Source organism: Leptolyngbya sp. NIES-2104, assembly GCF_001485215.1.
Taxonomy (GTDB): domain Bacteria; phylum Cyanobacteriota; class Cyanobacteriia; order Leptolyngbyales; family Leptolyngbyaceae; genus Leptolyngbya.
The window spans coordinates 1-25,488 of sequence record NZ_BBWW01000005.1; the positions used below are offsets into that span (position 1 = coordinate 1).

At 48.0% G+C, this 25,488-nt stretch carries 25 protein-coding genes and 1 pseudogene; 11 read left to right on the plus strand and 15 right to left on the minus strand.

Annotated elements, in window-relative coordinates; genetic code table 11:
* Positions 1-206, minus strand: a 206-nt coding sequence (locus tag NIES2104_RS33200; protein WP_225895361.1) for a hypothetical protein, incomplete at its 3' end; no start/stop codon positions are given.
* A 132-nt stretch (positions 207-338) separates the two neighbouring features.
* Between NIES2104_RS33200 and NIES2104_RS31200 the strand changes: the two are divergent.
* Positions 339-467, plus strand: a pseudogene (locus tag NIES2104_RS31200) (tyrosine-type recombinase/integrase); the annotation flags it as partial.
* Between the two features lie 198 nt (positions 468-665).
* Here the strand turns inward: NIES2104_RS31200 and NIES2104_RS30450 are convergent.
* From NIES2104_RS30450 to NIES2104_RS30475, 6 genes are all read right to left on the minus strand, one after another.
* On the minus strand, positions 666-2,207 hold the full coding sequence (locus NIES2104_RS30450) for a hypothetical protein (RefSeq protein ID WP_059002736.1): 1,542 nt from the start codon (positions 2,205-2,207) through the stop codon (positions 666-668).
* Between the two features lie 72 nt (positions 2,208-2,279).
* Positions 2,280-3,011 carry a hypothetical protein gene (locus tag NIES2104_RS30455; RefSeq protein WP_059002737.1) on the minus strand — a complete coding sequence of 244 codons (732 nt, stop codon included), beginning with the start codon at positions 3,009-3,011 and terminating at the stop codon, positions 2,280-2,282.
* 17 nt (positions 3,012-3,028) lie between these two features.
* Positions 3,029-3,574, minus strand: coding sequence for a hypothetical protein (locus tag NIES2104_RS30460; protein ID WP_059002738.1), 546 nt, complete (start codon positions 3,572-3,574; stop codon positions 3,029-3,031).
* 74 nt (positions 3,575-3,648) lie between these two features.
* On the minus strand, positions 3,649-3,984 hold the full coding sequence (locus NIES2104_RS30465) for a hypothetical protein (RefSeq protein ID WP_059002739.1): 336 nt from the start codon (positions 3,982-3,984) through the stop codon (positions 3,649-3,651).
* Between the two features lie 39 nt (positions 3,985-4,023).
* Positions 4,024-4,260, minus strand: a complete 237-nt coding sequence (locus NIES2104_RS30470) for a hypothetical protein (protein ID WP_059002740.1) — start codon at positions 4,258-4,260, stop codon at positions 4,024-4,026.
* On the minus strand, positions 4,257-5,288 hold the full coding sequence (locus NIES2104_RS30475; RefSeq protein ID WP_059002741.1) for a ParM/StbA family protein: 1,032 nt from the start codon (positions 5,286-5,288) through the stop codon (positions 4,257-4,259). The genes NIES2104_RS30470 and NIES2104_RS30475 overlap by 4 nt, the downstream gene beginning before the upstream one ends.
* Positions 5,289-5,519: 231 nt before the next feature.
* Here NIES2104_RS30475 and NIES2104_RS30480 point away from each other — a divergent pair, with 231 nt between their 5' ends.
* The 3 genes from NIES2104_RS30480 (at position 5,520) to NIES2104_RS30495 (ending at position 9,733) form a co-directional block, all read left to right on the plus strand.
* Positions 5,520-5,861, plus strand: coding sequence for a hypothetical protein (locus NIES2104_RS30480; protein WP_059002742.1), 342 nt, complete (start codon positions 5,520-5,522; stop codon positions 5,859-5,861).
* Between the two features lie 136 nt (positions 5,862-5,997).
* Positions 5,998-6,180, plus strand: coding sequence for a helix-turn-helix transcriptional regulator (locus NIES2104_RS33895; protein ID WP_225895363.1), 183 nt, complete (start codon positions 5,998-6,000; stop codon positions 6,178-6,180).
* A gap of 484 nt (positions 6,181-6,664) precedes the next feature.
* Entirely contained in the window at positions 6,665-9,733 is a 3,069-nt protein-coding gene (locus tag NIES2104_RS30495) for a plasmid replication protein, CyRepA1 family (protein WP_059002745.1), read from the plus strand.
* Between the two features lie 199 nt (positions 9,734-9,932).
* On the opposite strand, the gene NIES2104_RS30500 is transcribed toward NIES2104_RS30495, so the two are convergent.
* Both NIES2104_RS30500 and NIES2104_RS30505 read right to left on the minus strand, forming a co-directional pair.
* The gene (locus tag NIES2104_RS30500; RefSeq protein ID WP_059002746.1) at positions 9,933-10,223 is read right to left on the minus strand and encodes a type II toxin-antitoxin system RelE/ParE family toxin; all 291 of its coding nucleotides are present in this window, start codon (positions 10,221-10,223) and stop codon (positions 9,933-9,935) included.
* Positions 10,211-10,543, minus strand: coding sequence for a hypothetical protein (locus NIES2104_RS30505; protein ID WP_072218299.1), 333 nt, complete (start codon positions 10,541-10,543; stop codon positions 10,211-10,213). Before NIES2104_RS30505 ends, NIES2104_RS30500 begins: the two co-directional genes overlap by 13 nt.
* A gap of 1,165 nt (positions 10,544-11,708) precedes the next feature.
* On the opposite strand from NIES2104_RS30505, the gene NIES2104_RS30510 reads away from it, so the two are divergent.
* Positions 11,709-12,017: a hypothetical protein gene (locus NIES2104_RS30510; protein ID WP_059002748.1), complete on the plus strand. Its 309-nt coding sequence runs from the start codon at positions 11,709-11,711 to the stop codon at positions 12,015-12,017.
* A gap of 112 nt (positions 12,018-12,129) precedes the next feature.
* Here the strand turns inward: NIES2104_RS30510 and NIES2104_RS30515 are convergent, their stop codons facing one another.
* On the minus strand, positions 12,130-12,411 hold the full coding sequence (locus NIES2104_RS30515) for a hypothetical protein (protein ID WP_059002749.1): 282 nt from the start codon (positions 12,409-12,411) through the stop codon (positions 12,130-12,132).
* Between the two features lie 256 nt (positions 12,412-12,667).
* Between NIES2104_RS30515 and mobC the strand changes: the two genes are divergently transcribed.
* The 3 genes from mobC (at position 12,668) to NIES2104_RS30530 (ending at position 18,824) form a co-directional block, all read left to right on the plus strand.
* Entirely contained in the window at positions 12,668-13,096 is a 429-nt protein-coding gene (gene mobC, locus NIES2104_RS30520; RefSeq protein WP_059002750.1) for a plasmid mobilization relaxosome protein MobC, read from the plus strand.
* Positions 13,093-15,234, plus strand: a complete 2,142-nt coding sequence (locus tag NIES2104_RS30525) for a relaxase/mobilization nuclease domain-containing protein (protein ID WP_059002751.1) — start codon at positions 13,093-13,095, stop codon at positions 15,232-15,234. The genes mobC and NIES2104_RS30525 overlap by 4 nt, the downstream gene beginning before the upstream one ends.
* A 155-nt stretch (positions 15,235-15,389) precedes the next feature.
* Positions 15,390-18,824, plus strand: a complete 3,435-nt coding sequence (locus NIES2104_RS30530; RefSeq protein ID WP_059002752.1) for a DNA methyltransferase — start codon at positions 15,390-15,392, stop codon at positions 18,822-18,824.
* Between the two features lie 100 nt (positions 18,825-18,924).
* Here the strand turns inward: NIES2104_RS30530 and NIES2104_RS30535 are convergent, their stop codons facing one another.
* Positions 18,925-19,953, minus strand: a complete 1,029-nt coding sequence (locus NIES2104_RS30535; protein WP_059002753.1) for a hypothetical protein — start codon at positions 19,951-19,953, stop codon at positions 18,925-18,927.
* 253 nt (positions 19,954-20,206) lie between these two features.
* Complete coding sequence (locus NIES2104_RS30540) at positions 20,207-20,626, minus strand: hypothetical protein (RefSeq protein ID WP_156427182.1); 420 nt, start codon at positions 20,624-20,626, stop codon at positions 20,207-20,209.
* Between the two features lie 212 nt (positions 20,627-20,838).
* Here NIES2104_RS30540 and NIES2104_RS30545 point away from each other — a divergent pair, with 212 nt between their 5' ends.
* Together NIES2104_RS30545 and NIES2104_RS30550 are read left to right on the plus strand one after the other, a co-directional pair.
* Complete coding sequence (locus NIES2104_RS30545; RefSeq protein ID WP_059002755.1) at positions 20,839-21,570, plus strand: hypothetical protein; 732 nt, start codon at positions 20,839-20,841, stop codon at positions 21,568-21,570.
* Between the two features lie 356 nt (positions 21,571-21,926).
* On the plus strand, positions 21,927-22,745 hold the full coding sequence (locus NIES2104_RS30550) for a Uma2 family endonuclease (RefSeq protein WP_059002756.1): 819 nt from the start codon (positions 21,927-21,929) through the stop codon (positions 22,743-22,745).
* 30 nt (positions 22,746-22,775) lie between these two features.
* Here the strand turns inward: NIES2104_RS30550 and NIES2104_RS30555 are convergent, their stop codons facing one another.
* Both NIES2104_RS30555 and NIES2104_RS30560 read right to left on the minus strand, forming a co-directional pair.
* Positions 22,776-23,168, minus strand: a complete 393-nt coding sequence (locus NIES2104_RS30555; protein WP_059002757.1) for a hypothetical protein — start codon at positions 23,166-23,168, stop codon at positions 22,776-22,778.
* Positions 23,165-23,893, minus strand: a complete 729-nt coding sequence (locus NIES2104_RS30560) for a ParA family protein (protein ID WP_059002758.1) — start codon at positions 23,891-23,893, stop codon at positions 23,165-23,167. The genes NIES2104_RS30555 and NIES2104_RS30560 overlap by 4 nt, the downstream gene beginning before the upstream one ends.
* A 407-nt stretch (positions 23,894-24,300) precedes the next feature.
* Here NIES2104_RS30560 and NIES2104_RS30565 point away from each other — a divergent pair, with 407 nt between their 5' ends.
* Complete coding sequence (locus NIES2104_RS30565; RefSeq protein WP_059002759.1) at positions 24,301-24,873, plus strand: site-specific integrase; 573 nt, start codon at positions 24,301-24,303, stop codon at positions 24,871-24,873.
* A 140-nt stretch (positions 24,874-25,013) separates the two neighbouring features.
* On the opposite strand, the gene NIES2104_RS30570 is transcribed toward NIES2104_RS30565, so the two are convergent.
* On the minus strand, positions 25,014-25,488 hold a 475-nt coding region (locus NIES2104_RS30570; RefSeq protein ID WP_225895362.1), incomplete at its 5' end, for a hypothetical protein.

A 25,488-nucleotide genomic window follows, 5' to 3' on the forward strand; every position in this document is an offset into this window, starting at 1 on the left:
GGTTCTAGTCTGTCTCTCGTCTTTGCAACCACTTCACTCACAGATTTTTGGTGAAGTTTGGATGTCTCCCGAAACGAATTGTACGTTTTAATTAGTGTGTCTGCTAATGCAATAGCTTGAGTCGCTGTCTGTAGTGTCGCAGGTTGGCAACCCGAAAGGAAGATGATCGGAGTGGCGAGTAGAATACCGTACCGTCTGTCCATCATGTATGTTCACCTCGTATCTAGAACAAAACTACTAATCCATACAACTTGTATATCAAAATTTCCGCGTAAAGAAGATAAAATTTCTGAAATGACCAAAATTTTTGTCACAGAACTCTCATAAGCGGTTTACGTATACAGCACGGGTATGACATTCGCACCGTGCAAGAACTCCTCGGTCACAAGGATGTCAAGACGACGATGATTTACACGCACGTTCTCAATCGGGGCGGCAGAGGAGTGCGAAGTCCACTTGATCCGTAGCGATCACTTCGGAAGTATGGTTGTGATCTGGTTTTCGGAGTGAACTTCAGCATTACAAACAACGAATCGTTTTGTTTTTGTGGTTGCTTTAATTTCCATAAGTCTGCCCCAGCCGCATGACCCAGAACCCGTGACCCAAGCCTTGACCCCCTGACCCATCGGGCGGGTCAGGGTCTTTCAAGCAGGTGGGTCAATGGGTCAATCATCATTCAGCTTGTCAATTTGTGTGAGCAAATAGCGAATTTCAGGACGACTGAATCCTTTACGGCGAGCGTTGTATTTTTCATAGACCTTCTCTGGCTCGATCTCAGGATTCTTATCCAACCATTCACCCAATTCCGCGATCGCTAATATCAATTCAGTGCGGGAAAGATTGGGTTTTTGAAGGTTCACTTTCGAGTCAGACTGGAGTGGTTCTTTGCGATTCAAAACGGTCTTTTCAGGTAACTCTACTTTCTGAGCCGAAGTAAACGATCGAGAATCACGATCGTATCCCGCATAATTCTCCAGTTCAGGCATGGCATACCAGCGCTGCCCGTCCGACCAAGCACGACCGATTGGAGAACGTCGCATTTCTGAACGGCAGGCTTGCATATCATTCGCAGAATCCGCTAACCATTTCGCTCTTAAGATTGCCTCCACCTGCATTTCTTCGTTGGACATGGCAATCACCATCGGACGGAAGCGAGATCGCGCCGCTCCATTGATTTTCAAATCATCGGTGTGCCCCGATTGTCCTGCTTCCCAACAGTATTTCTGCCTGGAATCCCCAGAGCTAACCAACGATGCGATCGCATCGACATAACGCTTCGATTTGTCCCTAACTAACGTTCCTTCGTTGCAAATCAGCAGCGTTTTTTCAGGGCGACCATTGAAATCATCGATCACCGCATCAATCCAAGCTGCAACGGTCGAATCGCTCGATACTTCCAAATTCAAGCGGTAGACCTTCACCTGTGGCAGATTGGCAAAGTAGCCATACTCTTTCGAGTCATCCTTGCAATCCATCATAATCACGCTGAACTGCGGATAGAGCGCTAAGAATTTGCGAACCGCATTCGACAGTAGGAAGTCTTTGCCTCCACCTGACACTGACACAATCAGCGAAGTTCTCAGTCGATCACCGATCAAATAATCGACGGGATGAGTTACGACAGGATTTTTGGCAGTTTCTGAATCAGTAACGGGGTTCAGTGTGGTTACTTCTCTGGATTCCACGGGAAGTGCGCCGAGCCGCGTTGTGTTGCCGACAGCAGCTAATTCTTTTGACTCGGTTTGGGTTGTAAATGCCTTTCTGACTTCCTCAAACGTGGTCGGGGTCAATCCTCCCTCGATCAGTTCAACGATCTCGATCGCGGCGGGTGTGAGCTTCATGCCGTCAATGTGTGCCTGTACTGCTTGATCAATGATGAACTTGCGTCCGGTGAATCGAATCAGTTGGGCGACTTCACGATGGTTCAGCAGGTGGCAAAAGATCCCGGTCTTCGCCACGTATTCTGCCTGATGCCCGTTCTTGATAGCTTTCTTCACCGCATTTACCAGAAATGGAAGCGCGATCGCGCAACTTGCTGGAAGTCCACAGGGAATCACTAACGCGCCGAAGATGCCAGCGGCAATGAGAAAGCGTCCGGTCGGTGCGTTGGTTAACTTGCTTGAAACTTGTTCTTCAAAGTCTTCAATTTTGTCTGCAATTTGGTCGGGGTTGAATTTGCCCTCGGATTCGTCGTAACGACTGAGCATGATGAAATCCTCTGCTGGGTGTGAGAAAAGGAACAGAAGCCCAGTAGGTTGCTCTACAAGGCTTCGATGTGATTACGCTTCGCTGTCAGCTTGCCGCGCTCGAATCCAGAACACCACAATCACAAATGGAATCAGCAAGGCTTCAAAGCTGAACATCATGATTAACAGCTTCCAGAGGTTGCCCCAGTCGATGCGGCTGGTGATACCCGACGAGATCGCTACAAAGAAAATTTGTAGACTGCGAGCTGGCGGATATTTGTGAATGCCGATCACGAAATCGAAGGCGTAGGCAGCAAGTGCAAGTAAAGCACTCCAACGAATGAAGAAAAATGGAATGCCATTGAGTCCTTTGGCGACTTTCCGAGATCGACGATCGCCAAACGCATTGGCATCTACACCGTTGCGTCGGGCATCTTTTAACGCGCCGCGCTTCGCTTTGCGGTCTAGTGCAATCAAAATCCACAGCACTTGGAAGATTTGCACTACTGCCCACACGAGGATTGCCCCGATCGCGCTAATCGCTGTGTTCCATTGCGTGATGAACCAACCCAAAACAGGCAGATTCTTTACCCACGGAGAATCATTGCTTGCACCTTGAAACAGGCTGTAATACGGTTCGATGTTCGTGATTGCCACTCGTACCAGTGCCACCCCAAGCCCAATCGCCAGTAACCAAGCAATGAAGCCGAATAGGGGATTATCCATTGCATCTCGCGCTTCTCTTCCAGCTCGGTGCGCGAAGTCTTTCGCGTTGTCTTTCCAGTTCCTATCTGTACCTGCGTTTGTCTCTGAGCGAAGTCCCATGTTGTGTTACCTCCTGATTACTTGACTGGGTTGGAATAGATGCCGCGTGCGCGTTCCATTGCGCTCTTAATCAACGCCTGATCGCCCGTGTTTGCTAAATCTCGTGCCACTGCAATCCCATTGAGACTGGGATCTTTAATGAGCTTTGCGGTGTTGCCGAGCGGATCACAAATCGTCATTCCTGCGGGCAAAAACGCATCTCTCGGCATCTTCAGATAGTTCAATTTCTTGCCGCGATACTTGGAGGCGAGTTCGCCCTTCAGGGTCGGTTCGCCCTCGGTGATTGCCGTGTAAAACCCTTCACGATTGAGCGAGAAGATCATGACGCAATTGCTTCGATAGCGCTCGTCGGCGACTTCTTTGCGCTGTTCTGAAACTAATTGCTCAACTTGCAATCGCTGGTTATCAGCTTGCTCTACTTTCATGGATTCGCGCAGTTGATTGTTTTCACCCATGAATTGCTTGATGCTGCCAAGATTCGTCAGTAAAGCAACCACAGCGATCGCGCCACAGATACACTCGGCTCTGTGTTCCTCAAAGAAGTGCTGAAAGTTTGATTTCATAGGGTAGCCTCTAGTTGTGTCGTGTTTACAAGCGGTCGATCGAGGTTTTCGATGTTCTAGGAACCTGAACCCTTCTACTGAACGAGCCAAGCAATCAGCGAGTAGCATTGAGCGGCATCACTCAGCGTCGAGAGGGCTTCGAGTGCCAATGTCATCGGTGCGTCTGGTTCTTCGGTTTCTGCTGTAGTTTCAACACCATCGCCAATTGCGTGTTCGGCATTGGTCCAGAAGTCTTCTTCGAGTCCGGATTTCAGCCCCCAGGCATGAACCGAAAGGACAGCGAGTAGAGCAGATTGATCGTTGTCAGGGAGTTCTTTGCAGTTTCCGCTCATGTCTTCAAATTGCTCTGAGAACTGAGCGATCGCGGGATGGTTGTAGTTCCCGCCGAAATATCCAATTGGTTTGACCATTGTGAAAGCTCCAATCTGGTGTTTTGTCTGGAGTCCAAATCAGTAGGAAGCGGAATTGAGCAAGTCTTCTAACCCGTCTGCTAAGAGTTCGTTGGGGTCTTTAGCAAGGGCGGTAGGGGTTTCCGATTGATGCGTTTGTGAACGCGAGCAGCGACAGATGCCACGCTTGTGGTCAAGCAGAATGATCGAGACGACTTCGGTTGCATCATCAATGCCAAGCTGCGAACTCACTTCTTCGATGTAGTGAATCAGGTGGCTCTTAATCGTGATTCTCATGGATTCACTCTCTGTAATTGAGCAATCCGAGCCAATCCACGAGCGTTAGACCATGCCCCATCTGGAACGACGACGAATTCCTGACGCGCTAGGAGCTGGGCAATTCCAGGCAGTTGTGAGCCACCGCCGATCGCCAGTTTCGTACTGGCAGTCGGAACCCAAGGCGAGGCAATCTTTAACGCCGGAGCGAGTACCGACTGCACCCACGGTTTGAGTTCCTGATTGTAGATATCGCGAAAATTCCAGTCGATTCGCCCGTAGCTGAAAGTACTGTTTTCAATTCCAGTCCGAATCACAGCACGATCCCCTTCTTGAGCTAACCGCTTTCGCGTTTCTTGATTGGTTGCAATCGCATCGATCAGCCGCTCCACTCCGGCGGGGTAAACTCGTCGATCGATCAGTTTGCCTTTGGCTCCAAACAGACTAAGAATTGTCGTTCCACTGCCAAAGTCGATCAGAATATTTTGCCCATCTGCATCGATCTGAGCGCGGTTTGAGAGGATAGCGCCAGATCCTTCCTCCATCACTGAGGCGACTTGAATTTCGACTGTGGTGTGATGTTTACCATTGAATTTGACCGTGTGAGTTCCTGCGATCGCAAGTTTCAACTCAGACCCAAACACTTTGGCATCTTGAATCGAGGCAACGACAAGCAACCGCCATAAGGGGCGATGCGATAGGGTTGCGATTCCACCCAAGAGCATTTGCAAGCCATATCGAATTTTGCCGCGCTCGTCGTCCACGATTCGCAGGCAGGCAAGCGGGTCTTGAGTGTAGGCAGGCTTTCCAGTAATCCAGGTTTGATTTACTAAGTCAGATCGAGTGCCTTCAAGATATTGCACGAAGCCCCCGTCGATCGGGGCTGGAATGTCGTATGGCTCCCCATGAATCGGTAAGAAATAGCTAGGGGTGCGGATCTCTGCATGGTCAACAATTAGCTTCAGGTTGCCGTTGCCGCAATCGGTCCCAACAGGTAGAAATTGGTTGTCGCTGGCTAATGTCGCCAGTTTTGGAGAAGACAAAACCATTCGGGCTACTCCAGATAAATTGAATCAAAGCTTTGTAGGACGCAGTAGAGAAAGCGCTAGCACAGGCGTTATGAGAAGAATTGAAGATTCGCTACAACAGCCAATCACTGCCGCCCTTCGCCACTGTATGACTGCCATATTATCATCATAATTAAAATTTGGGACGAAGATGGGATAAATTTGGGATAAATTTGGGTCAATATTTCTAGATACAAGTGTATGCTTTGTTCAATGGGACAAAAACGGGACAATGTAGAGGCAGATATGGAACTTATAGAAATGCCCAGGAAAGATGATCGAACCGTTCTTTCTCCCATTGGAGAGTGGTATGAAGACTTACTAGCAGCAGATGCAGCAATCAATTCTCGATCAATTTCTTTTCAAGGTAGTTCGCTTTTATGTGCCAAATTGCAAGAGAGAGAAGCGCTCATCATGAAGCGCGTCGAGTATCTTGCAAAGAAACGTGGCATATCTTCTGATGAATGTTGGAAGCTTTGTGTCACAGGAAAGCTTGAAAAGATTACTCCTGATGAGTGGTCGAAAATGCCACAGGAAGACAGCTCTACTGGATAGTTGGAAGTTCTATTTGTGATCGGCGACAATTTTTTCTAGTGCTTTTGTTCAATTTGATGAAATCCCTGCTAAGATCACACCGTTTAGTACAAGTTCACTTATGCCTACTGTAATAGCTTTTTCGCTAGGGCAGCGGATGCGAAAGCGTCGTGAATCACTAGGACTTTCGCGACACAAAATAGCTATAGCTGTCGGGGTTACGGAAAACACTGTGATCAATTGGGAGGCGGACAAGCATATTCCAACGTTGCCGCCGAAACAATTAGCATCACTAATTGAAGCGCTCCAGTGGGAATTCAAAGATTTAATTGAGAACTGAAGGAGGAATTCTCTGACAAAACTGAATAGTGAGAAACCCCTGCTAGTAGGGGCTGAAAAGCTTATGTAAACCAAAAACCGAGCCGCACCACTCAAGACATCCCACCAGTCGCCAAACTAAGTGATGTTAATGAGTTCCAAACGCGCCCCGGTTTCGGTCTCTGGCACTACTGTATTGCAGTAGGGCAAGGTTGTCTATTGGTTTTTGTATTTGCAGACGTAACTGCATCATATCTTAGAATATTTCAAAATTTTTTGAAGATTTCAAGATTTTTTGGATACTCCAGCCTACTGGAATATTTCAAGATATGCTCATACACCCCCACACTACACCTACCGTTAGAAGCTGCCCTCCGTAATCTCCGAAAGCCAGCGCCAGAACCAGCGCAGCGGCTCGGCTCCCAGCAACAAAAGGGTAGCCGACAGTGAATTTTTTAAATGCTCCAAACTCCACAAACTTCCATCTGAATTCCACAGCTTTCTGCATGCGACAGCCTGCATTTCAGGAATTCAAGAGTAAAATTCAGCGTGAATTTCTCGACGGTAGCGCGATCGCACCTGACTTGTTTTCGGCGGCGATCGAAATCCTCTCCGACACCCAATTTTCTCTTGGCGGCGACGTTTCATATCCCATTCACGAAGCGCTCAACTGGCACGTCACTCGGTTTGGCGCAGAAGCCAGAGAGAACCTAGAAGCGGCGCTTTTCAGGAATGAAGATCAATCGCCCTGGCAGGTGAAACTGTCGCGCAGTTTGCAACCCGACAGGAAGCCGTATCTTGCTCCGAAAGGCAAAGGTTCGCAGGCATTCACACCCGCAGTCACAGTGCAAATTTGGGTCAAAATTGCCCAGCGCTACAACCTGATCGATCGTCTACCCCAGTGGGTCAGGAGCGCTCACAAAAATCGGGATTTCACACTCACGAGCAGCGCTCGCGGGTTTGGCGTAAACCCCAAGGAGTCGAGCTTCTGGCAATGGGTCCGAGATAACGACATTGAAATCGTGTTGACTGAAGGCGGTAAGAAATCCCTCTGCTTGTTGTCGCACGGCTATGTTGCGATCGCGCTCTACGGCTGCGACGGTGGACGACTCGTAAACGACCTGATCGCAGGCGAGAAGATTCGCAAACTCAAGCCAGAACTCATTCCTGACCTTAAACCGTTTGCCACCGAGGGACGAGAATTTGTATTCGCCTTCGACCAGGACGCGAAATTCGAGACCCGTTACAAAGTCAGTCGGGCACTCGGTCAGTTAGGCGATTTATTGATTGAAGCGGACTGCAAGGTCAAAGTCGCCACCTGGGACGGTAAAGACGGTAAAGGGATCGACGATCTGATCGTCAATCGCGGCGTTGTTGCATGGGAGCAATCCTACTCTGAAGCTGAAACTCTTGCCCAATGGAGAATTCAGCAGCATCTAGCACGAGAAGTCCGTCGCAAACCAGACCTAAATATTGGCGATCGCGAATTCACCGAAATTGCTTTAGAACTGCCGACATCAGGGATTGCCGCTCTCCACGGTGGCAAAGGGTCAGGCAAATCGAAAGCGATCGGGAAATGCCTGAAATTGTCTCGCTGGCTCTCCATCACGCATCTCACCAGTTTAGGACGCGACCAGTCGGCAGGCTGGGCTGGAGTCTTTGTCAACGATGGTGACTTCCACGGCTCGAAGCTGCTCAAAGACGGAATGCCTGTTAATGGCGGCTCGGTCTGTGTTCCATCGTTAATGAAGGTTTCAGCCGTCGAAGTCGATACGCTCGTTCTAGACGAGGTGACCGCGACTTTAGAGTTTCTGCTTGGCTCGAAACTCGCCAACAAAGATGGCATCCGTCCCTTACTTCTAAGCGAGTTCGTTCGACGAGTTAGAGCGGCGCGATTAGTGGTCATTGCCGATGCCGATTTGACCGAAGAAGCGCTGCAATTTATTGAAGAAATTCGAGGTGAACGGGCGTATCTCGTGCGATCAGAACGAAAGGCATTGACCTACGAGGCGACGGTAATCGACGGCTCCAAAGATGCCACGATCGCATTACTTCAACAGCACATCGATCAGCTTCCTGACGGCAAAATCATTTATATCAACTGTGATGCCAAAGGACTGGCAGACTCGCTGACCGAGCTTTTAGGACGCAGTCAAACGCTGTTAATTTCTGGAGACACCAGCGGCGGAGAGATTGAAACCAGTTTCCTTGCCTCCAAAGGGCGCGACCTGCCGAACCTGATTCTGCAAGGCATTCGATTTATTATTTCCTCGCCGTCTGTCGTGCAAGGCTTCTCGATCGAGCATCATACCAACTTGATCGACAGCGTATGGGGCTTCTACTCTGGCTGCTCGATTTCAGCGCACCAAATCGCCCAAGCGCCGGATCGTGTTCGAGATAGCCAAGTGCCACGTTACTTTTGGATCGCCAACAAAGGCAGTGCTTACAGCAAGCACAGTGGCGCGTTCAACGTTTCGACTTATCTTAAAGAGTTTCGCCAACTCAACACCGCTGCGGCGCGACTCGTCAGCCACTCGCTGAAGCCTGAAACTGCCCAGGCAACCGAGTTGATCGACTGGCAGAGCGAAAATCTCAAGATGTTCGCCGCGCTCGAAGTTCGCCGCAATCGGGGCATGGTGGCATTACGGGAAACCCTGATCGCCCTGCTTCGCAAAGAAGGTAAGCGAGTCAAAGTCATTCGCCCCAACCTCTCAAAATCTGAGATTCAATCGGCAAAGGCGGCAATCACCGAAGCCAGCCGCGTTACCCACAAGCGCTACTGTGAGGCAGTCGCGATCGCCCTAGACCTCACCGACGAAGCGGCAAAACTGCTCGAAAATCGGACCGAAGCACTCACCCCCGATGAAGCGCTCTCGTTGACCAAATACTATTTGAAGGACTTCTACGAACTCGAAACCGTGACCAGCGCTGATGTCGAGTTTGATCGTAAAGGTCAAACCCGCACCGAAATCAAACGACTCGAAGCCGTTCTGCATCCGGACTTGGCAACGCAACGCACCGTCAAGTCGATCGAGCGCAACCCCGACACGCCGCAAGACTGGAAGCCGGATGTGATCGCACTCTGGCTACTAGAGCAATCGGGAGCTGCGGCACTCATCTGCCAAATTGCAGCCGGGGAAATCGAGCGACTTCCAGCGGATCAGGTGCAATCCATTTCTGCGTTTGTGCGATCGCACTCGGTCGAGTTCCGGCTGGCATTCAATTTCCGCAATATCGAAACGCAGTCCGACCAGCAAATCATCGGTGAAATCCTATCTCGTCACGGCATCCACACTCAGCGATGCGGCAATCGGAATAATCGGCGTTACGAAGTCTGTAAGCCAGAACTAGAAACGCTTCTCGCCATTATCGAGCGACGTAGAAAGGAGATCTCACCCCTTGAGAAAATAGAAGTAGATCGGGAGGGTGCGATCGCAGAAGATCCCTTTAATTCCGAGGATCTCGCAGACATTCGAGGACTTTACGAAAGCAGTTCAGACCCAGAAGCGCGAAGGCTACTCCAAGAAAGCATTCCACCCGACCTGTGGGAGCGAGCAATTTATCAAATTGCCTAATCGATCACACGGTACTCCGGCGCAAAACTGCTTATCGGTCTCCTCCACCTGGTTGCGGGCATTGCGTACAGAAGGGATCGATCGAGAATTAGAGTCACTCAACGCAACGCCCACAACCAGGAAAGTTCTGCGGCTTGGGAGCAGAGCGAGACTCAAAAGTTACCTAAATTCTGGACTGTGGATTCAGTCTCTACTGACTTTAAGTTGGGCGGTTCTCGCGTCCGTGGTAAACCTTCAAAATCACGACTTCATCCTCGATCACAGCGTAGTGAATCGTGAATCCGAACTTGCCGAATGCAACTTGCAACTTACGTAATCCGGTGGCGGCATGAACGATCGCGCCCCGTTTCGGAAAGGTTTCAAGGCGGTCTCCAGCCTCGCGAATGGCTTGAGCTGCCTGAAGCGCGATTGTTGAATCAATTAGCTCTAGGGCTTCATAATGCCGTTGAATGTCTGCTAAAGCAGTCTCTGTCCACGTTACTTGGGACATGAACGTGGCTGATCACTGCCTAAACTATCGAGCCAATCCCGAACTCGTTCGTGCGAAACCCCGTTGCGCTTGCGCTTGTATTCAGCCAAGACCTGCAAGCTACTCTCAACCATTTCTGCATTCGTCATTTGATGAAATGAAAGGGCTTCATCAAGCTGACCGTACTCCAGTGCTGTTTCCTGACGCGGCTCACCACCCAGCAAGCGCTCAAAATCGCTGAGACTGCCACTGGTTTCCGAAAGCCAGTCCAACACGAGCGCTTTGACTCGCTCACTGTCTAGTTCTTCTACCTGATGGGCGATCGCGTGCTGATCGGTCATAACAATTTTTCGGAGTGCATTGGTTCGACAAAATAGACAGCTCATCGTTTCACCACTTTAACATTCCAGCGAAGGCGGTTCTTTTTACAATGAGTGCCTTGAACAACGATTGGAATAAAGTTAGACGATACCGCCGTTCGGTTGTATTTCAAAGCCTGCATTCTCTCATTGAGCGACTGTCACAACCTCAACCGTAGAATGCGGGTTTCTACGTGAAGCTCTGCGGATCGAGGCAGAAGGTCAAAGGTTCTAAACGTTCGTTCAAATGGCAAATCCGCCTAAATTTGAGGCTGTAGATTTTTGCCGTCAAACGCCGTTTTTTGCCGTCAAACAAAGCAAAAAGTTGTACATTTTTGCCTACACGAGTGAGCGTCACCCTTATCTGAAGTTGATCTGATAATTTCCGCCGTTAAACGCCGTCAAATGCAGTTTTTTGAAGACATTTTTTGCATAATCACGCACTGCCTATTTACTACGACAAAAACGTAAATTCCGGTTGAGTAAATTCTCAACAGTCAGCCCCTCAAGCCGTTGCTCAAGCTGAGATCTCTGTCGCAAACAAGTATTCCACCCAAACTGAGATCGTTGCTGTAAAAGAGGGTTTCACCCGATCTCAATCCTTGCCTTTGAATTTTTCTGCTGTTCTCTGTTGTGGTTCTATTTGAAAGATAAGGCGCGGTCGGAATATCCGCAAAGCACGAATGAAGCACGAGCAAGGCACGAGGCACATCTGAGACACAGGTGCGGCACAAACGTGACATCGCTAAAGCACGAGGCATGATTGAGGCACGAGGCACGGTCAGCAAGGCACGAGGCACGGTTGGCGTTAGATGTAGGAAATTGCAAACAACGCAGTGGATCGAAGCTCACACGAGCCAAGCCGAACCATTTGAGCCATGCTCAAGACTTTAAAGACTCAAGATGTCAGGCAGATGAAAGACGAGTGCAACTGGTGTGATCGCGTGTAATTGCCGCAAAATTCTCGAAATTTGTGCAATTTTCACGGGAGTAGCCGCGCTTTCGCATACGACTGACACATCGACTGCTTGAAGTATTTTTGTCGTGCAATAAAGTTCCTCCAAGTTCCTACGAATGCCTTGCAAATTCCTCCAAGTTCCCACAGAGGGGTGTAAGCACTCGTTTTAGCTAGGGCAGTTCGACAAAATTGGGCAAAACGTTCCTTCGCTGTCCCACAAATTTACATAAATTTCCACAAATTCCCGCAAAAGTCCTCAACCTGAATTTCGGGCAAATCGAAGACTTTCTGATTCACAAAGCGAAATCCATAAAGCGAGTTGTCTATGATTTCTACGATTACTCTGGCGATCGATCCTGGCTTCAGTCTGAGGAAGTCGATTTACCAGATCGACGACGGAATCGACATCTGTTGTTTGTCGAACCCGATAGCGCAGTTGTGACGCGGGAGTTGATCAATCACTCTGAGTGGAGGTGGCACGATGACTGTGAACTATAAATTTCGCTGCCAAACCCGACATGACAATGCCCCAATCTGAATTTTGCTGCGATATCTGCTCGATGAGGCTTTACTGGCACGGGCTAAACTGAATCACTCGACTCGATTTACCTCACTCCTTGGTTTTTGCGATCGCTTCATACTGGTTTTTGAGGTCTTTAATTGAAATTTGCACACCGCGATTGACAAAAATCTTTCGGATGTCCGTGTAACTGTAGCCCTGCTTAATCGCTATCTCAATTTGCTCAAACCCTAATCTCACCACTTCCTCTGGCGAAATCTTCTTAGGCTTCTCCGCCAGTTTTTTCAAGTCTTCTAGTGCCCCATTCAAATCGGGTTCCTTCGGCTCCTGTGGTTCGTTTGAAGCAGAGCCGCTATTTTTAGATTGCGCCATTTTGAGTAGTATCTTAGTGCTGTTTTAATCGTAGCGATTGTTTTTCTTCACAGACAAAGCCTTTACAGATTGTTGCGATCTCTCCCAAACCGCGACGAACTTCGCTTTTACGCGCTAGTCTGAACGTACTTTCAAAGAAATTTTGCGAAGTTGGCAAGCTGTGTTTTGTCTTACGCAGCTACGCCGCTCCAGACAAATCTAGCTTGCCCAAGGGGGCGACCCCCTTGGAGAACCCCCACCGAGCCGAGCAGCGGAAATGAGCGAATTTGATCGCGACCTAAAACATCTTGAGAAACTGCTCGACCCCGTGCTACCAGGAGCGAAAAAGGAGAGTGAAACCAAATTCACAATTCGTCTAACAGATTCATTAAAAGAGTCATTGAAAGCGGAAGCAGAAGCACGAGGAATCAATTTTTCTGACTACGTTCGATCAAAACTATCCGGTGAAACCCCGCCGATTCGTCGCCGCAATCGACGGCAAGTGAGCAGGATTGATCGCAGTCTCTTAGTTGAACTGAATCGCATTGGAATCAATCTCAATCAAGCGGTAAGAAGGCTGAATAGTCAAGCTCAACCTAGAGTGAGTCAAGCCGATCGACAACTCCTTTCCCAACTGCTCGAAAAGCTGCAAGCAGTGGAACTGGCTCTAATTTCGGAAGCGAAGGAACTCGAAGAGGAAACGTGAGTACTGCCAAAATCAAACTCAACAATTCCGCCCGTGCCACCATTTGCTATGCCATTAGCAAAGCGGGCGCACGGGTGATTGGCGGCAGTGCAGCACCCTGGGTTGAGCGCGATCAACTTTCGCACAATCAACTGCAAGCCGTCGTGAGGAACGCCACGCAAAAATTTATGGTATCGATCGACCTCAACGATCGCGTCAAGCGCTCGGTGGGGCACACATCGATTTCGTTTCCGCCCGGTGAAGACCTCGATGATCAGCAATTCGCCGAATACTGCGAAAAATATCTTGCCGCAATGATTCTGACCTCAGAGCGTCCAGAATTGCTAAAGGAATTTAACGAGCCAGAATTTAGAAAAGCAGTCGAAGATTTTCGAGAGACTGAATTACACAAATACACTTACTCGATCGTTCGCCACACCGATGAACCCCATCCACACGCGCACATCGTTTACAGCCGAATAAATCTGGAAACGGAACGATCGATCAGCACTTCGTTTGAGCGTTATCGATCGCAGCAAATTCTGCGCGATTTGGAGCGACAGTATGAACTTACAGCGGTCCCGAATAGCTGGGAAGTTGGGCGGCGATCGCAAACGATCAGCCAACTTCAGAAAGAAGCAGCGACCGGAGAAGTCAGCGTTCAGAAACGGTTGCAGGATCTTTTAGAGAACGTTGGGCAACGCAGCGCATCAGTGACTGAATTTATCGAGAATGCCCAAGCCGAAGGAATTGAAGTGCGAATGGGATTCACTCGAACTGGGAAATCGAAAGGGATTTCTTATAGCTTGGATGGAGTCGCGTTATCAGGCAATTCACTAGGGACGCGCTACAGTTTCAAACACTCTGACCCAGGACTGTGTAAAACCTTTGAACTTGCCTACTCAGAGCGCGACAACCCAAAAATTCAGGAACTCTGTCAACGGAAACCTTTAACTTATGAGCAACGCCAGCAGAACGCCCTCAGAAACGATATTACTTCAAGCCTTGGCGGAACAGCAGAAGCAGTTCAGCGACTTGATTGCAGCACTCCAGCCCTTGCCTCAACGCCTCGATCAACTGGAGCGCCAGGTGGCAGCGCTGACCGCATCAACGACACAACCCCAGGAGGTCGCCCAGGGACTTCAGCAATTACGGACCGAAGTGGAGGAATCGATCGACGACCTGTTCGCCGAATTCAGTCGCCACAGTTCGCAAGTGATGACGAAGATCGACGAGCGATTGAGCCAAACCGAAGCCAAACTCCCCTCGGTTACACCGCTGGAGAATCAAATCACCGTCGCGAATCGACACTTGACGCGATTAATCAGCAGCTTCGAGACTTTGAATCGTCTAGTCACGTCGAACTTCACCGAATTAACCAGCAACTTGCAGACCTTAATCGCGCTCTGGAAGAAAAACGGGACAGCCGACTAAAACGCCAACAGCAAAGCCGTTACGCCGCGCAGATTTTGCCGCTGGCTGAAGCAATCTTTGAACACTATGCGACGATCGGCGCGACATTCGGTAAAGAGTCGGAAGCGAGTACCGAGTATCAGCTTCAGGTTGACTTTGGCAATAAAAGCTATCTGCTCAGTCGCGACGATCGCGACTTCAGATACAACGTGCGGCGTGAAGCGACGAAAATGGATGTCCAGGCTCAGGAAAACATTACGATCTCAGATGTTCAGCTTTGGCAAGATCTTCACCGCTGGCTGGTCGTAAACGCTCAACTGGGAACTGAAACTACTTCTGATGCTCAGAAAACCGAAGACCTGCCCGCACTAGAGCCAGTTTTGCCAGAGACGATTGAACTTCCACCTGATCCGCCTCCGGTTCAGGAGGGTCCTGCTGCTTCAGAGCCAGATGCTCAACTCGAAGCGCATCGGCAATACTATCGTCAAATTTATGAGCGCTTATCGGTTAGACTCGCGCATTTAGCGCCGCTTGACCGGGATGTGCGAGTCTCTCTGCTTGCTCTACAGGAATACAGCACTTGTGATGACCCGATGCAAGAAGCGATGAACATCATCGCTCAGGGCACAGAGGCGCAGGCGATCGTGCAGCGCGATCTGGACGAAGCGAAAGCTTATATTCACGCTGTTTACACTCAGGTCGAGGCGGTACTAGCGCGGGCAAAATCGCTTGAACGAGAACGTTGAATCGATCACAACCGTTGTCAGTTGCTGTGATTAGGGTAATTCGCGTTTTGCGTGGCTCGTGAGCAGTGAACTTCTGCTGGATGTGAGCTAGGGCAAAAAATGCTGTTTTACCGATGTTTCCGTTGATACTATGAATAGACTACAGGTAGAACGGCATGAAGCCAGAAGATAACAAGCGAATTCAATACTTTCTCACGATTTGGAAAGGCTCTCAGGGAAATGAGCGCGCCAACTATCAGAATTTTTTTCGCGACTTGTGTGATGCGTTAGGGGTCACGGCTCCACCTCCCAAGGGCAATGTTTTTGGCGATCCTTACTGTTTTGATAAGGAAATCAAGTTTTTCCACAGCGATCGCGATTCTACGACTCGGTTTGCTGACTTTTACAAAGAAGGACATCTGCTGGTTGAAGCGAAGCAGGGTAGCGATATCTCCGGCAAGGGCACGGCAAAGCGAGGGACAGAAACGTATCGCAAGGCAATGGAAAAAGCATTTTTTCAGGCGCGAGCGTATGTCAAGCAACTAGATGTGAAGCCCCCGTTTCTCATAACGTGTGATATCGGATCTCACTTTGAACTGTGGATGGACTTTAGCGGCAGCTACTCGATCGGATATGGAGCGAGAGAGCGGCTCGATCTCGATGACCTTTTGAAGCCGGATGTGTTTGATCGATTTGTGGCGATCTTCACTGATCCACAAAGCTTAAATCCAGAAAGATATCGGGCAAGAGTGACGCGAGATGTTGCCGCAGAACTGGCAAAACTGGCGAAGTGGCTTGAAGAGCAGCGGCACGATCCGCATGAGGTCGCTAATTTTTTGATGCGCTGCATTTTCACCATGTTTGCCGAAGATGTAGGGCTATTGCCGAGAGAGGTGTTTAAGGCAGCTTTAAATGAGCGGTGGATTGCTGACCCCAAACGCTTTAAGCCAGAGATTGAAAACCTGTGGCAGACGATGAACACAGGCGGTAGTTTTGGATTTGAGCGGATTTTACGATTTAACGGCAGCTTTTTTGCAGATGCGACCGCGTTTGAGTTGCCCAAGGAGCAGTTAGAAACGTTGTTTAGAGCGGCGAACAAGGACTGGAGCCAGGTAGAGCCTGCGATTTTTGGCACGTTGTTAGAACGCGCTCTTGACACCAAAGAGCGGAGCCGACTAGGGGCGCATTACACGCCGCGATCGTATGTAGAGCGGCTGGTGCGTCCGGTAGTGATTGATTCGATTCGGCAAGAGTGGCAGCAGGTGGAAATGGAGGTCGATCGCTTGCTCAAGCTGGACGAGGGACAAGAAGACCCCACTGCTGCACAGAAAAAGAAGGCAGAGGTGGAAATTCGCGCCTTTCTCAAGCATTTGCGGGAAATCAAGATTCTTGACCCCGCTTGTGGATCGGGCAACTTTTTGTATGTGACACTGGATTTGCTGAAAACCCTTGAGGCTGAAGTGATGCAGCGATTGGTGGACGTGGTAGGGGCGGTGCAGCTAGAGACTGAGCAAGTTAACCCATCGCAGTTTCTGGGCATTGAGGTCAATCCTAGAGCTGCTGCGATCGCTGAGTTGGTCATCTGGATTGGTTATCTGCAATGGCACTTTAAACGCTACGGCACCACGCCGCCGCCTGAACCTGTTTTGCAAAATTTCCACAATATTGAACATCGAGATGCGGTGCTGGCATACGACGGGAGGGAAGAGGCGATCGACCCTAAAACGGGAAAGGTTAAAACTCGGTGGGGTGGTCGCACGATGAAGCATCCAGCGACAGGTGAGGATGTCCCTGACCCAAGTGACCAAATTCCGATTTATCGCTATATCAATCCACGACCGGCAGAGTGGCAAGAGGCAGATTATATTGTCTCAAATCCGCCATTTATTGGTAATGCAAGAATGCGAGAGCGATTAGGAGATGGTTATGTAGAAGCTTTAAGATCGGTGTACAGAAATATCCCTGAATCAGTTGACTATGTAATGTATTGGTGGGACAAGTCAGCATCTTTACTGCAAGAAGAAAAGATAGATTGCTTCGGTTTTATTACAACTAACAGTTTACGCCAGACATTCAACCGCCGTATTATTTCTCCCTACATTGAAGCTAAAAAATCGATTTCGATAATTTTTGCTATTCCTGATCATCCTTGGGTGGATGCTTCCGATGGAGCAGCAGTCAGAATTTCCATGACATCAGCCCTTAAAGGTCAACACAAAGGCTTGCTAAGTATAGTAACTGAAGAGCTATCAAAAGAAGATGGTGAGTCAGTAGTCAAATTTGAATCTAAATTAGGCAGCATCTTTTCTAACTTGTCTATAGGTGCCGATATTACGTCTACTAAAGTGTTGAAGGCGAACGAAAAAATTGGGAATCGGGGAGTTCAATTGATTGGTTCTGGCTTTGCCATAACTTCTTATGAGGCAAAAAAATTAGGTCTAGGAACAGTCCCAAACACCGAAAAATATATTCGTAGATATCGTAACGGAAGAGATATTACAGATAAGCCACGAGATATCATGGTCATTGACTTGTTTGGTTTATCAGAGGATAACGTGAAGAGTGATTTTCCACTTATTTATCAATGGATTCTTGAAAGAGTTAAGCCAGAACGAGAACAAAATAATAGGGCTTGTTATAGAAAAAAATGGTGGATTTTTGGTGAACCAGTAGTCACTACTCGTAATGCTCTGGAAGGATTAGATAGATACATTGTTACGTGCCGAACAGCAAAGCACAGAGTTTTCACATTCTTAAAAAATGATATTGTACCTGATGCAAAACTTGTGACTATTGCACTAAATGATTCTTCCTTTCTTGGTATTCTGTCCTCGCGTATTCACTTAACTTGGGTATTACGAAGTGGAGCATGGCTTGGAGTTGGTAATGACTCTAACTATAACCATTCAGAGTGTTTCAATAAATTCCCATTTCCTGACCTATCTCCTGAACAAAAACAGAAAATCTGTGAATTGGGTGAAAAGTTAGACGCGCATCGTAAAGGAGTTCAGGTACAACATCCTGATGTCACAATTACCGGAATGTATAACCTGCTAGAAAAGCTTCGCCGGGGAGAACCGTTTACGGACAGCGATCGCACTTACAACGACAAAGCTTTAGTCTCCACTCTCAAACAAATTCATGATGACCTTGACATTGCAGTGTTTGAGGCTTACGGCTGGCAGCCCACCCTCAGCGATGACGAGATTCTAGAAAAACTGGTCGCACTCAACATTGATCGCGCCGAAGAAGAGCGTAATGGTTTAGTCCGGTGGCTGCGCCCTGATTATCAGGCTCCCGGCGAAGCACAAGTACAGCAAACCTTGACTGGAGTTATGGAACCAGAGACAGCAGCGATCGAACCTGCCGAGCAAAGAACTTGGTCAAAGCAACCAAAAGAGCAACTCGCCGCCATTCAAGAACTCCTCAGCACCAGCCAGGGCGAATGGACAGTAGACCAACTCGCAGCGCAATTCAAAGGCGGTGCCAGAGCAAAAAAGGCAATCAAAGAAAATCTGGAACGGTTAGAATTCTTTGGCTATGTCATTTGCCGCACCGACGAAGTGGGAGTAATTCGTTGGCAATTTGTTGAAATGCAGAAGACTGCTTGAATGCTCGAATAGCCGGCGTTAAATGATGATAGTGATTGTGGGATAAGAACCTGCCGCTGTCATCTAGCAAATGTCATGCTGTTTTTTCTCTTCAGTCTCGTCAACCATTATTCCCTTCGCGTAATAATATATTCCGGCTTTGTGAATATATTCCAGCTTTGTAATTTGAGAGAATATCTTCCTTGGTGAAAGGATGGATAAGTTCTGATGGTATTGCGATCTCAGGTTCAGTTAGAGTTACAAATCCTCTCCATCTATCAAAATCCAAAAGGTCTCCTGGGCACCGAAACGGAGCTTGAGAATTATTCTCACTCTGCCCCTTCAATACTGACTGCACGTTTGCAATGGACATTGCCGCCAACTGTAGTCCCCAGACCAAACTCTCCAGGTTCCAGTTGCGTAACTCACCTTTAAGGCATAGATGATGCGCTTGGTCGCCAACCTTTTCAAAGTTGAGATAGCTTGAACCAAAATCACTACTTGTTACTTCTACCATCTTGTCTGTTGGTGGTGGTACACCAGGTTCTTCTGGAATTCCTATATGCAGTTTGAAACCTCCTGAGCTTATCCGAAGTCCATGCTTAATGCTGTTGTACTCTCGAATAGAGCCGTCATCAAGGAAATCATAGGCGAAACGTTTCCATGTTCGGATGAAGCCATCCCTAACGGCTGACTTGTAGATTTCATCTTCTATATCTAGCGCTGGGAACAAAAAGTCGTAAACAGTTGACCATGAAGGCGTTTCAGTTTCTAGCAGAGAGATTATCTGCTGTGTCTCCTGAATTTTCTCAACAAGGTCTCGCAATTCATGGTTCTTGTAAGCATTAACCCATGCTGGTACACACCAGGGTGCCTGAATCGCTGAACAAATTAGAGCAAACAGAGTCTCCAGTGCTTGGGCATATGCAGTACGAAGAGCTAGTGCTGCATGTTGTGCCTTTCTGCTTGTTGATTGATCTTGAGTGTTAAGTGAATCTGAATAAAGTTGACCCAAGTATTCAAAATAACTTGGGTCAATGCTATTGAGAAACTTTAGGTTTTTGTCGCTGATACTCGTATCCCATAGGCAAAGTGGGCGAGTACCAACGACAAAAAAGTGACATCGTAAATATAAGGTTTCTGTAGTCATTGTGCTAATAGCTGTGGATCACGTAAGAGGCTGAATCTACCGGATTAATCATAGATGTATTAACGTTGAGTGTATCAATCTAAATATGTATAAAATAGTGCCGCAAGTTTTAAAATCACTTACCTCGGACACACTTTAAGCATCAGATCCTCTAGCCACGACATTTCTACTACATCTGCGTTCGCCGTCGCCGCTCAGGGCGGAGTGGGTATTGGTGAATCAAATCCTGCCCTGAATGAGCACTTCAGAAAATTTACTTGATTAACTCAATGTCTTCAAACGTTCGTATTCTGTCGGCAAGTGCTGTTCTTTTCAGTACTCTTCCATAGAACAGGTGGAACGATTCGGGTCGAATGTAAAACCAAATCTCGTCATACTCGCTCAATGCGCGGTCGAACGCTTGAATAATGCTGTCTTCCTCGTATTGGGTCACAGTATCAGGGTGTTGCTCGTACCAAGCCTGATGCTGATCCGACCCAAACACGTCGTAGAGATCAGACAATACTCCCCAACTCACCCCCATTGATTTACATCTGATCATGAATTCTTGAATTCTGGGGTGGGTATAAAGGGCATCCGGTGTGGCGGTTTTTCCAGAGTCCTTAAGTAGCGGTTCTCTCTCAGCAGAGCAATGAGTGAGATACACGCGCATGATGTTCTGAAATTTCCTCATAATCTCAATGGCTATCTCTTTCAACCTTACATTTAATTGCTTAAATAGCTGCGCGAATCTCGGAATTCCTACTCTACAAAAGCAACTCAGTTGTCACCGTAGCAGACTGCGAATCACTATATATGCGAAAAAATAGTAATTTTTTCATACATATAGCGTTTTTCGGAAGATTTGTATAAAATATGTCTAGTACATAATCTGAAACACCTGATATGTCTCTTAGTAGCGCAAGCCGTCAGCTCCACACTCTGCTGAAACAAGCTCAGGAAATGGACGGGCAACGATCAATACAAACGATATGGGCGGAGGTTCTGGAAGCTAACCCTTCAGATTATGCCGAAGTTTGCCAAAAGGTAGGTCAGTTGTTTGTCCTTTTTGATGATGTAGAGCAGGAAATCCGCAGTTTAAAAGTTACAGACACTGATGTCTATCTTGTTCCTCTGAACAATCTCAGACTCTCCTTGATGAGTCATCCCATTCTAGGTGGTGTCTGGGAATCCGTGAGAGGAGATTTCAGACAGAATCTAGATCTGCTTGCTGCTTGTGCAGATATTGTAGAATCTCAAAATCGGGGAGTACATGAGCTGTCTTCCGAAGAGTTGAAAGACTTAAGACAAAAGATTGGCGAGTTGCAGAACGAGATTCTTAAGTCCGACATAGATGCAGAAATCAAGGCGTTTCTGATCAATGAACTCAGAAAAATTGAAGCCTCTTTGCTTAACTATCAAATCAGAGGTTCCATTGGAGTAGCCAGAGTTAGTGAGGAAGTAGCTGGGAGGATTCTATTTTCTGGTTGGCAGGGCGCAGGAACAGCGGCACAAGAAATAGTTGGGAAAGCTTTTAATTACGTTTTGACGCTTGACAAAGCCGTCAGGATTGGTGGAAGCATACACAAACTGGTGGAGGGTCTGAAAGATTATTTGCCGCTTCTGCCACCAAGTTAAACTGTAGACATCAATTTTCCTAGCGACAGTAATTTTTGCTCTTCTGCGTCCGCCGCAGAAGTCCTAACTGAATGAAAATCACCCAAATGCACATCTGCGCTGATTTCGAGCGGTTTTTTATTGAACTAAAATTGAACCGCGATCGCAATGAGGAAACGCGGGTTTGAGGGCGATTGTATTACGCTCACCAGTCCAAGTTTAGTCCAGTGCCTGTAGTGTGAGATGTAGTATCCCCTTTAGACAGGTCGCAGCCAGCGCGAAGAATTCTGCAATTCTTCGCCTTAGGCAGTTTGCAACAGGCAACGCGATCAGATGAAATTCGAGGATAATGAGATATCGAATTCTGGTCGCCGTTCATGACTCAGCAACTTTTCGACACCCAAGAAATCGTCACCGAGATTGACGTGAGCCATTTGACGATCGAGGACGATACCCCTGTGGACAATTTGCAATCTGAGAAACAGCAGCGGCTATTAGTCGAACCACTCTACAGTTCTAAGCCGTTGCCGTCACCGTTTCTGACGGCTGCCAATGTGGGGTTGTTCTATAAATTGAAGGGCGATCCAGTCGTTCCCGATGTGATGCTGAGTCTTGGTGTGCAGTGCGCCGACGACTTCTCGAAGAAGCAGAATCGATCGTACTTTGTGTGGGAGTTTGGCAAACTGCCAGAGGTCTGTGTTGAAATCGTCTCGAATCAGGAAGGCGACGAGCTGACATTAAGCCGGAAGTCGCGGCAGAAGGGAAAGACAACCATCAAGAAAGACTTGTATGCTCAAATTCGCATTCCTTACTACGTAGTGTTTGACCCGTTGCAGCAGATTCAGGGCAAAGACGACATGAATGAAGCGCTATTGCGGGTATGGGCGAGTGCTCCTGATGGCTACACCGAACTGACTCCCGCTGAAGGAGTTAGCGAAGTAGGACAACCGATTTGGTTGAATGCAGTGGGCTTGGGCTTGGTGCTGTGGGAAGGACAGTTTGAGGAAGACGTGACGCGGACCTGGTTGCGCTGGTGCGATCGGGCTGGGCAAGTGATTCCAACTGGCGCAGAACGAGCGGATGAAGCAGAAGAACGGGTAGACCAGGCAGAAGAACGGGCGGGTGAAGCAGAGCAAAAAGCTCAGAGATTATCTGAGTGCCTACGAGCAATGGGCATCAATCCAGACGAAATCTAACCCAGCATTGAGCCTAATATCTTTAAGGTATTAGAGGTTTAGCTGTTTCCTCAACTCTTCAGGAGTCCGGACTTCAGCCCAGTTCACCGGAGCAGATGCCAATAAATCAATGGCGACCTGAATGAGATGCTGTGGATAGCAGCGATCGCTAGCAGGTACAGGATCAGGGTTGTTGTCTCTAACTTGGCGAGCGATATCCGCGAGCCATTCTTGTTGCTCACGCGCAATTTTGATATTAATCGTCACTGGCTTTTCAACCTTCTTCAGCTTCTTTTGCTCTTTTGATTTGGCAGGAAGGCTAACAATTTCTACTTCTGGTTGTGAGGTTTCTGGTGCTTCAGGTTGTGTCGTTGAAGTTGGAAATTCTGGAGTCGATCGCCCAAAATCACTGAGCTTTCCTAGCCCGCCCATTCGTTTTGTCATGGCTGTACCTTCCAGAGCTTCGCAACTTCTTTTGCCAATGACTTATAGGCAACCGCCCCCGCTGATTTGGGCGCGTATTCTAAAATGGGCTGCTGTTGCGCGATCGACTCTGCAACCTGAATATTTTCAGGAATGACTGTGTGCAGCAGTCGGTAATTCAAATCTTCTGCACTAGAGATTAGTAGATCATCAGCCTCGCGAGTCAGCACCAAGCGAGGCTTGTATCGGGTGCGAAGAACTTCGATCGGAATGGCTGTATTCTCACCCCGAACCAACTCAACCGCTTCTGACAGTCCTTTCAGTGCGGCTGGCTCACAGAGTGTCGGCACCATAATGCGATCGCTCGATAGAATCGCTTGCACTGATGCCACGCTTAACGAAGGTGGGCAGTCCATCAGGACCACATCAAATCCGATGAGACGTTCGAGTGCAGGTGTAAATAAATCTGTATCAGCCGTGAGCCGAAACATCTCGATATCGCCTGGAATCAGCGACAGATTTTTGGTCTGGGTAGCGATGGGCGTAAAAAAATGCGTTGAGGTTAGCCAAGTTAAAGTCGTGGGCGATTGTCCGTCCAGCCCTAGCCCAAAAGACAACGTTCGCTGCCCATCTAAATCAATGACGAGAACTTGCCGCTTTGCCAACGCTAAAGCAGCGCCCAGATTCAATGTGGTCGTCGATTTTCCAGTCCCTCCTTTGAAATTGAAGATGGCAACTTTAAGCATCTCTGAAACCTAACAAGGTATTAGACCTTTAGATATACCAGAAAAACGATTTAGCGCCTTTACCATTAGGGCTTTATAGTATTAGACCTTAAAACCTTAATAGTATTTGATCACTGGCAGTGATCTGCCGAACCTCGAAAAAGAACGAATTGTAGAAATAGTTTATTGAGCCTGCTTCCAACGTTTCGACTCACCGCTAATTCGCCAGCGTTATAAAACAAACTGATGAATCAACGGTGGAATCAGGGTTCTAGAAGTTTTGAGCGATAAGTTTTGCCTAATTCACCCGTTTATCCGCTCTGTTGAGGCAATCGAGAACGAAACCTCAGCACTTCTAGCCCTCAACCTGACAATTTAGTATTTTGTCAGGTTAGGATGAGGGTACAGATTTGTTTAGAAGACAAAACATGATCAACTTCGACATTGATCTGGGGAATTTAGAAGCAAGTGCCAAGGTCGATGGTCATGGACAGGCAAAACTGCTCACCGATGAAGAATTGGGGCGATTGTTTGAGGAAGGCTTTCAGACGTGGCGCGATCGCGCTTTGTTTGCAATTTGTCTGTTTACGGGCTGTCGAATTAGTGAGGCGTTGCAGTTAAAAGCGGAGATGATTCGCGGCAACTTTGTGACGTTTACGCGGCAAACTCGCAAGGGAAAGACGGGCACGCAGCAGGTAGAGATTGTGCCGGGGTTGCGATCGTTTTTGAAGGATTGGCAGCAATCTGGGGAGATGCCCGAATCGGGGTATTTGTTCAGAGCACGACCAGACAGCAAACAGCCGTTTTTGAGCCGGATGCAGGCACACGAGGTTTTGCAGTTGGCGTGCGATTTTGTGGGGATCGAGGGAGTCAGTACCCACAGCTTCAGACGGACCTACATCACCAAGCTCCGCGCCAAAGGATATTCACCTGCTCAAATTCAGCGCCGGACTGGGCATAAGCGGCGGGAAAATCTGATGCACTATTTCGATCAGGTGTAACGGTGCTGGTTAGTGGCAATCCGCCAATTCAACTGCCATTGGAGGGTGGAATCTCGTTCGCTGGACAGCAACCCAACGCCCTCCAAAGAGCTTTTATTTTTGTTCTGTCAGTGTTTTTATCTAAACTTTTCTCATGTGGTTCACAGTTTAGATTTTTCGATAATTTCTTGTCCTTGCTGGGCAGCTTCTTCAATTTGCTTAGAGAGGCTAGATGCTTCATCAGCAATGCTATTAAGTTGATCTATACTAACCTCGACTTCCTGCCTCATTGCATTAAGCATCATAATGCTGTGAAAATCTTGAGCTTTAGAGTTCAGTTCTATTGTCAAGTTAACGTGCTGCTTCGCCCTTTTATATGTTTCATTCCACTTTTCCTGGAATTTGCGATTCTTTTCTTTTTGTTTCTCTCTTAAAGCTGAGTCATTCATCCTATTAGTAATATCCTCTAACTTGCCCCAGTATTGTTGACTTTTCTGATCAATGTCATTTAGGTTCTTCTGCAATTCCTGAGAACGAGATAATACATCTTTCCATCTGTTTTCCCATTCATTCGCAACTTCTGGAAGGTTTATTTTTCCGGGCGAAGTGAAAGGCATCTGGATCAATGGCTTCGGA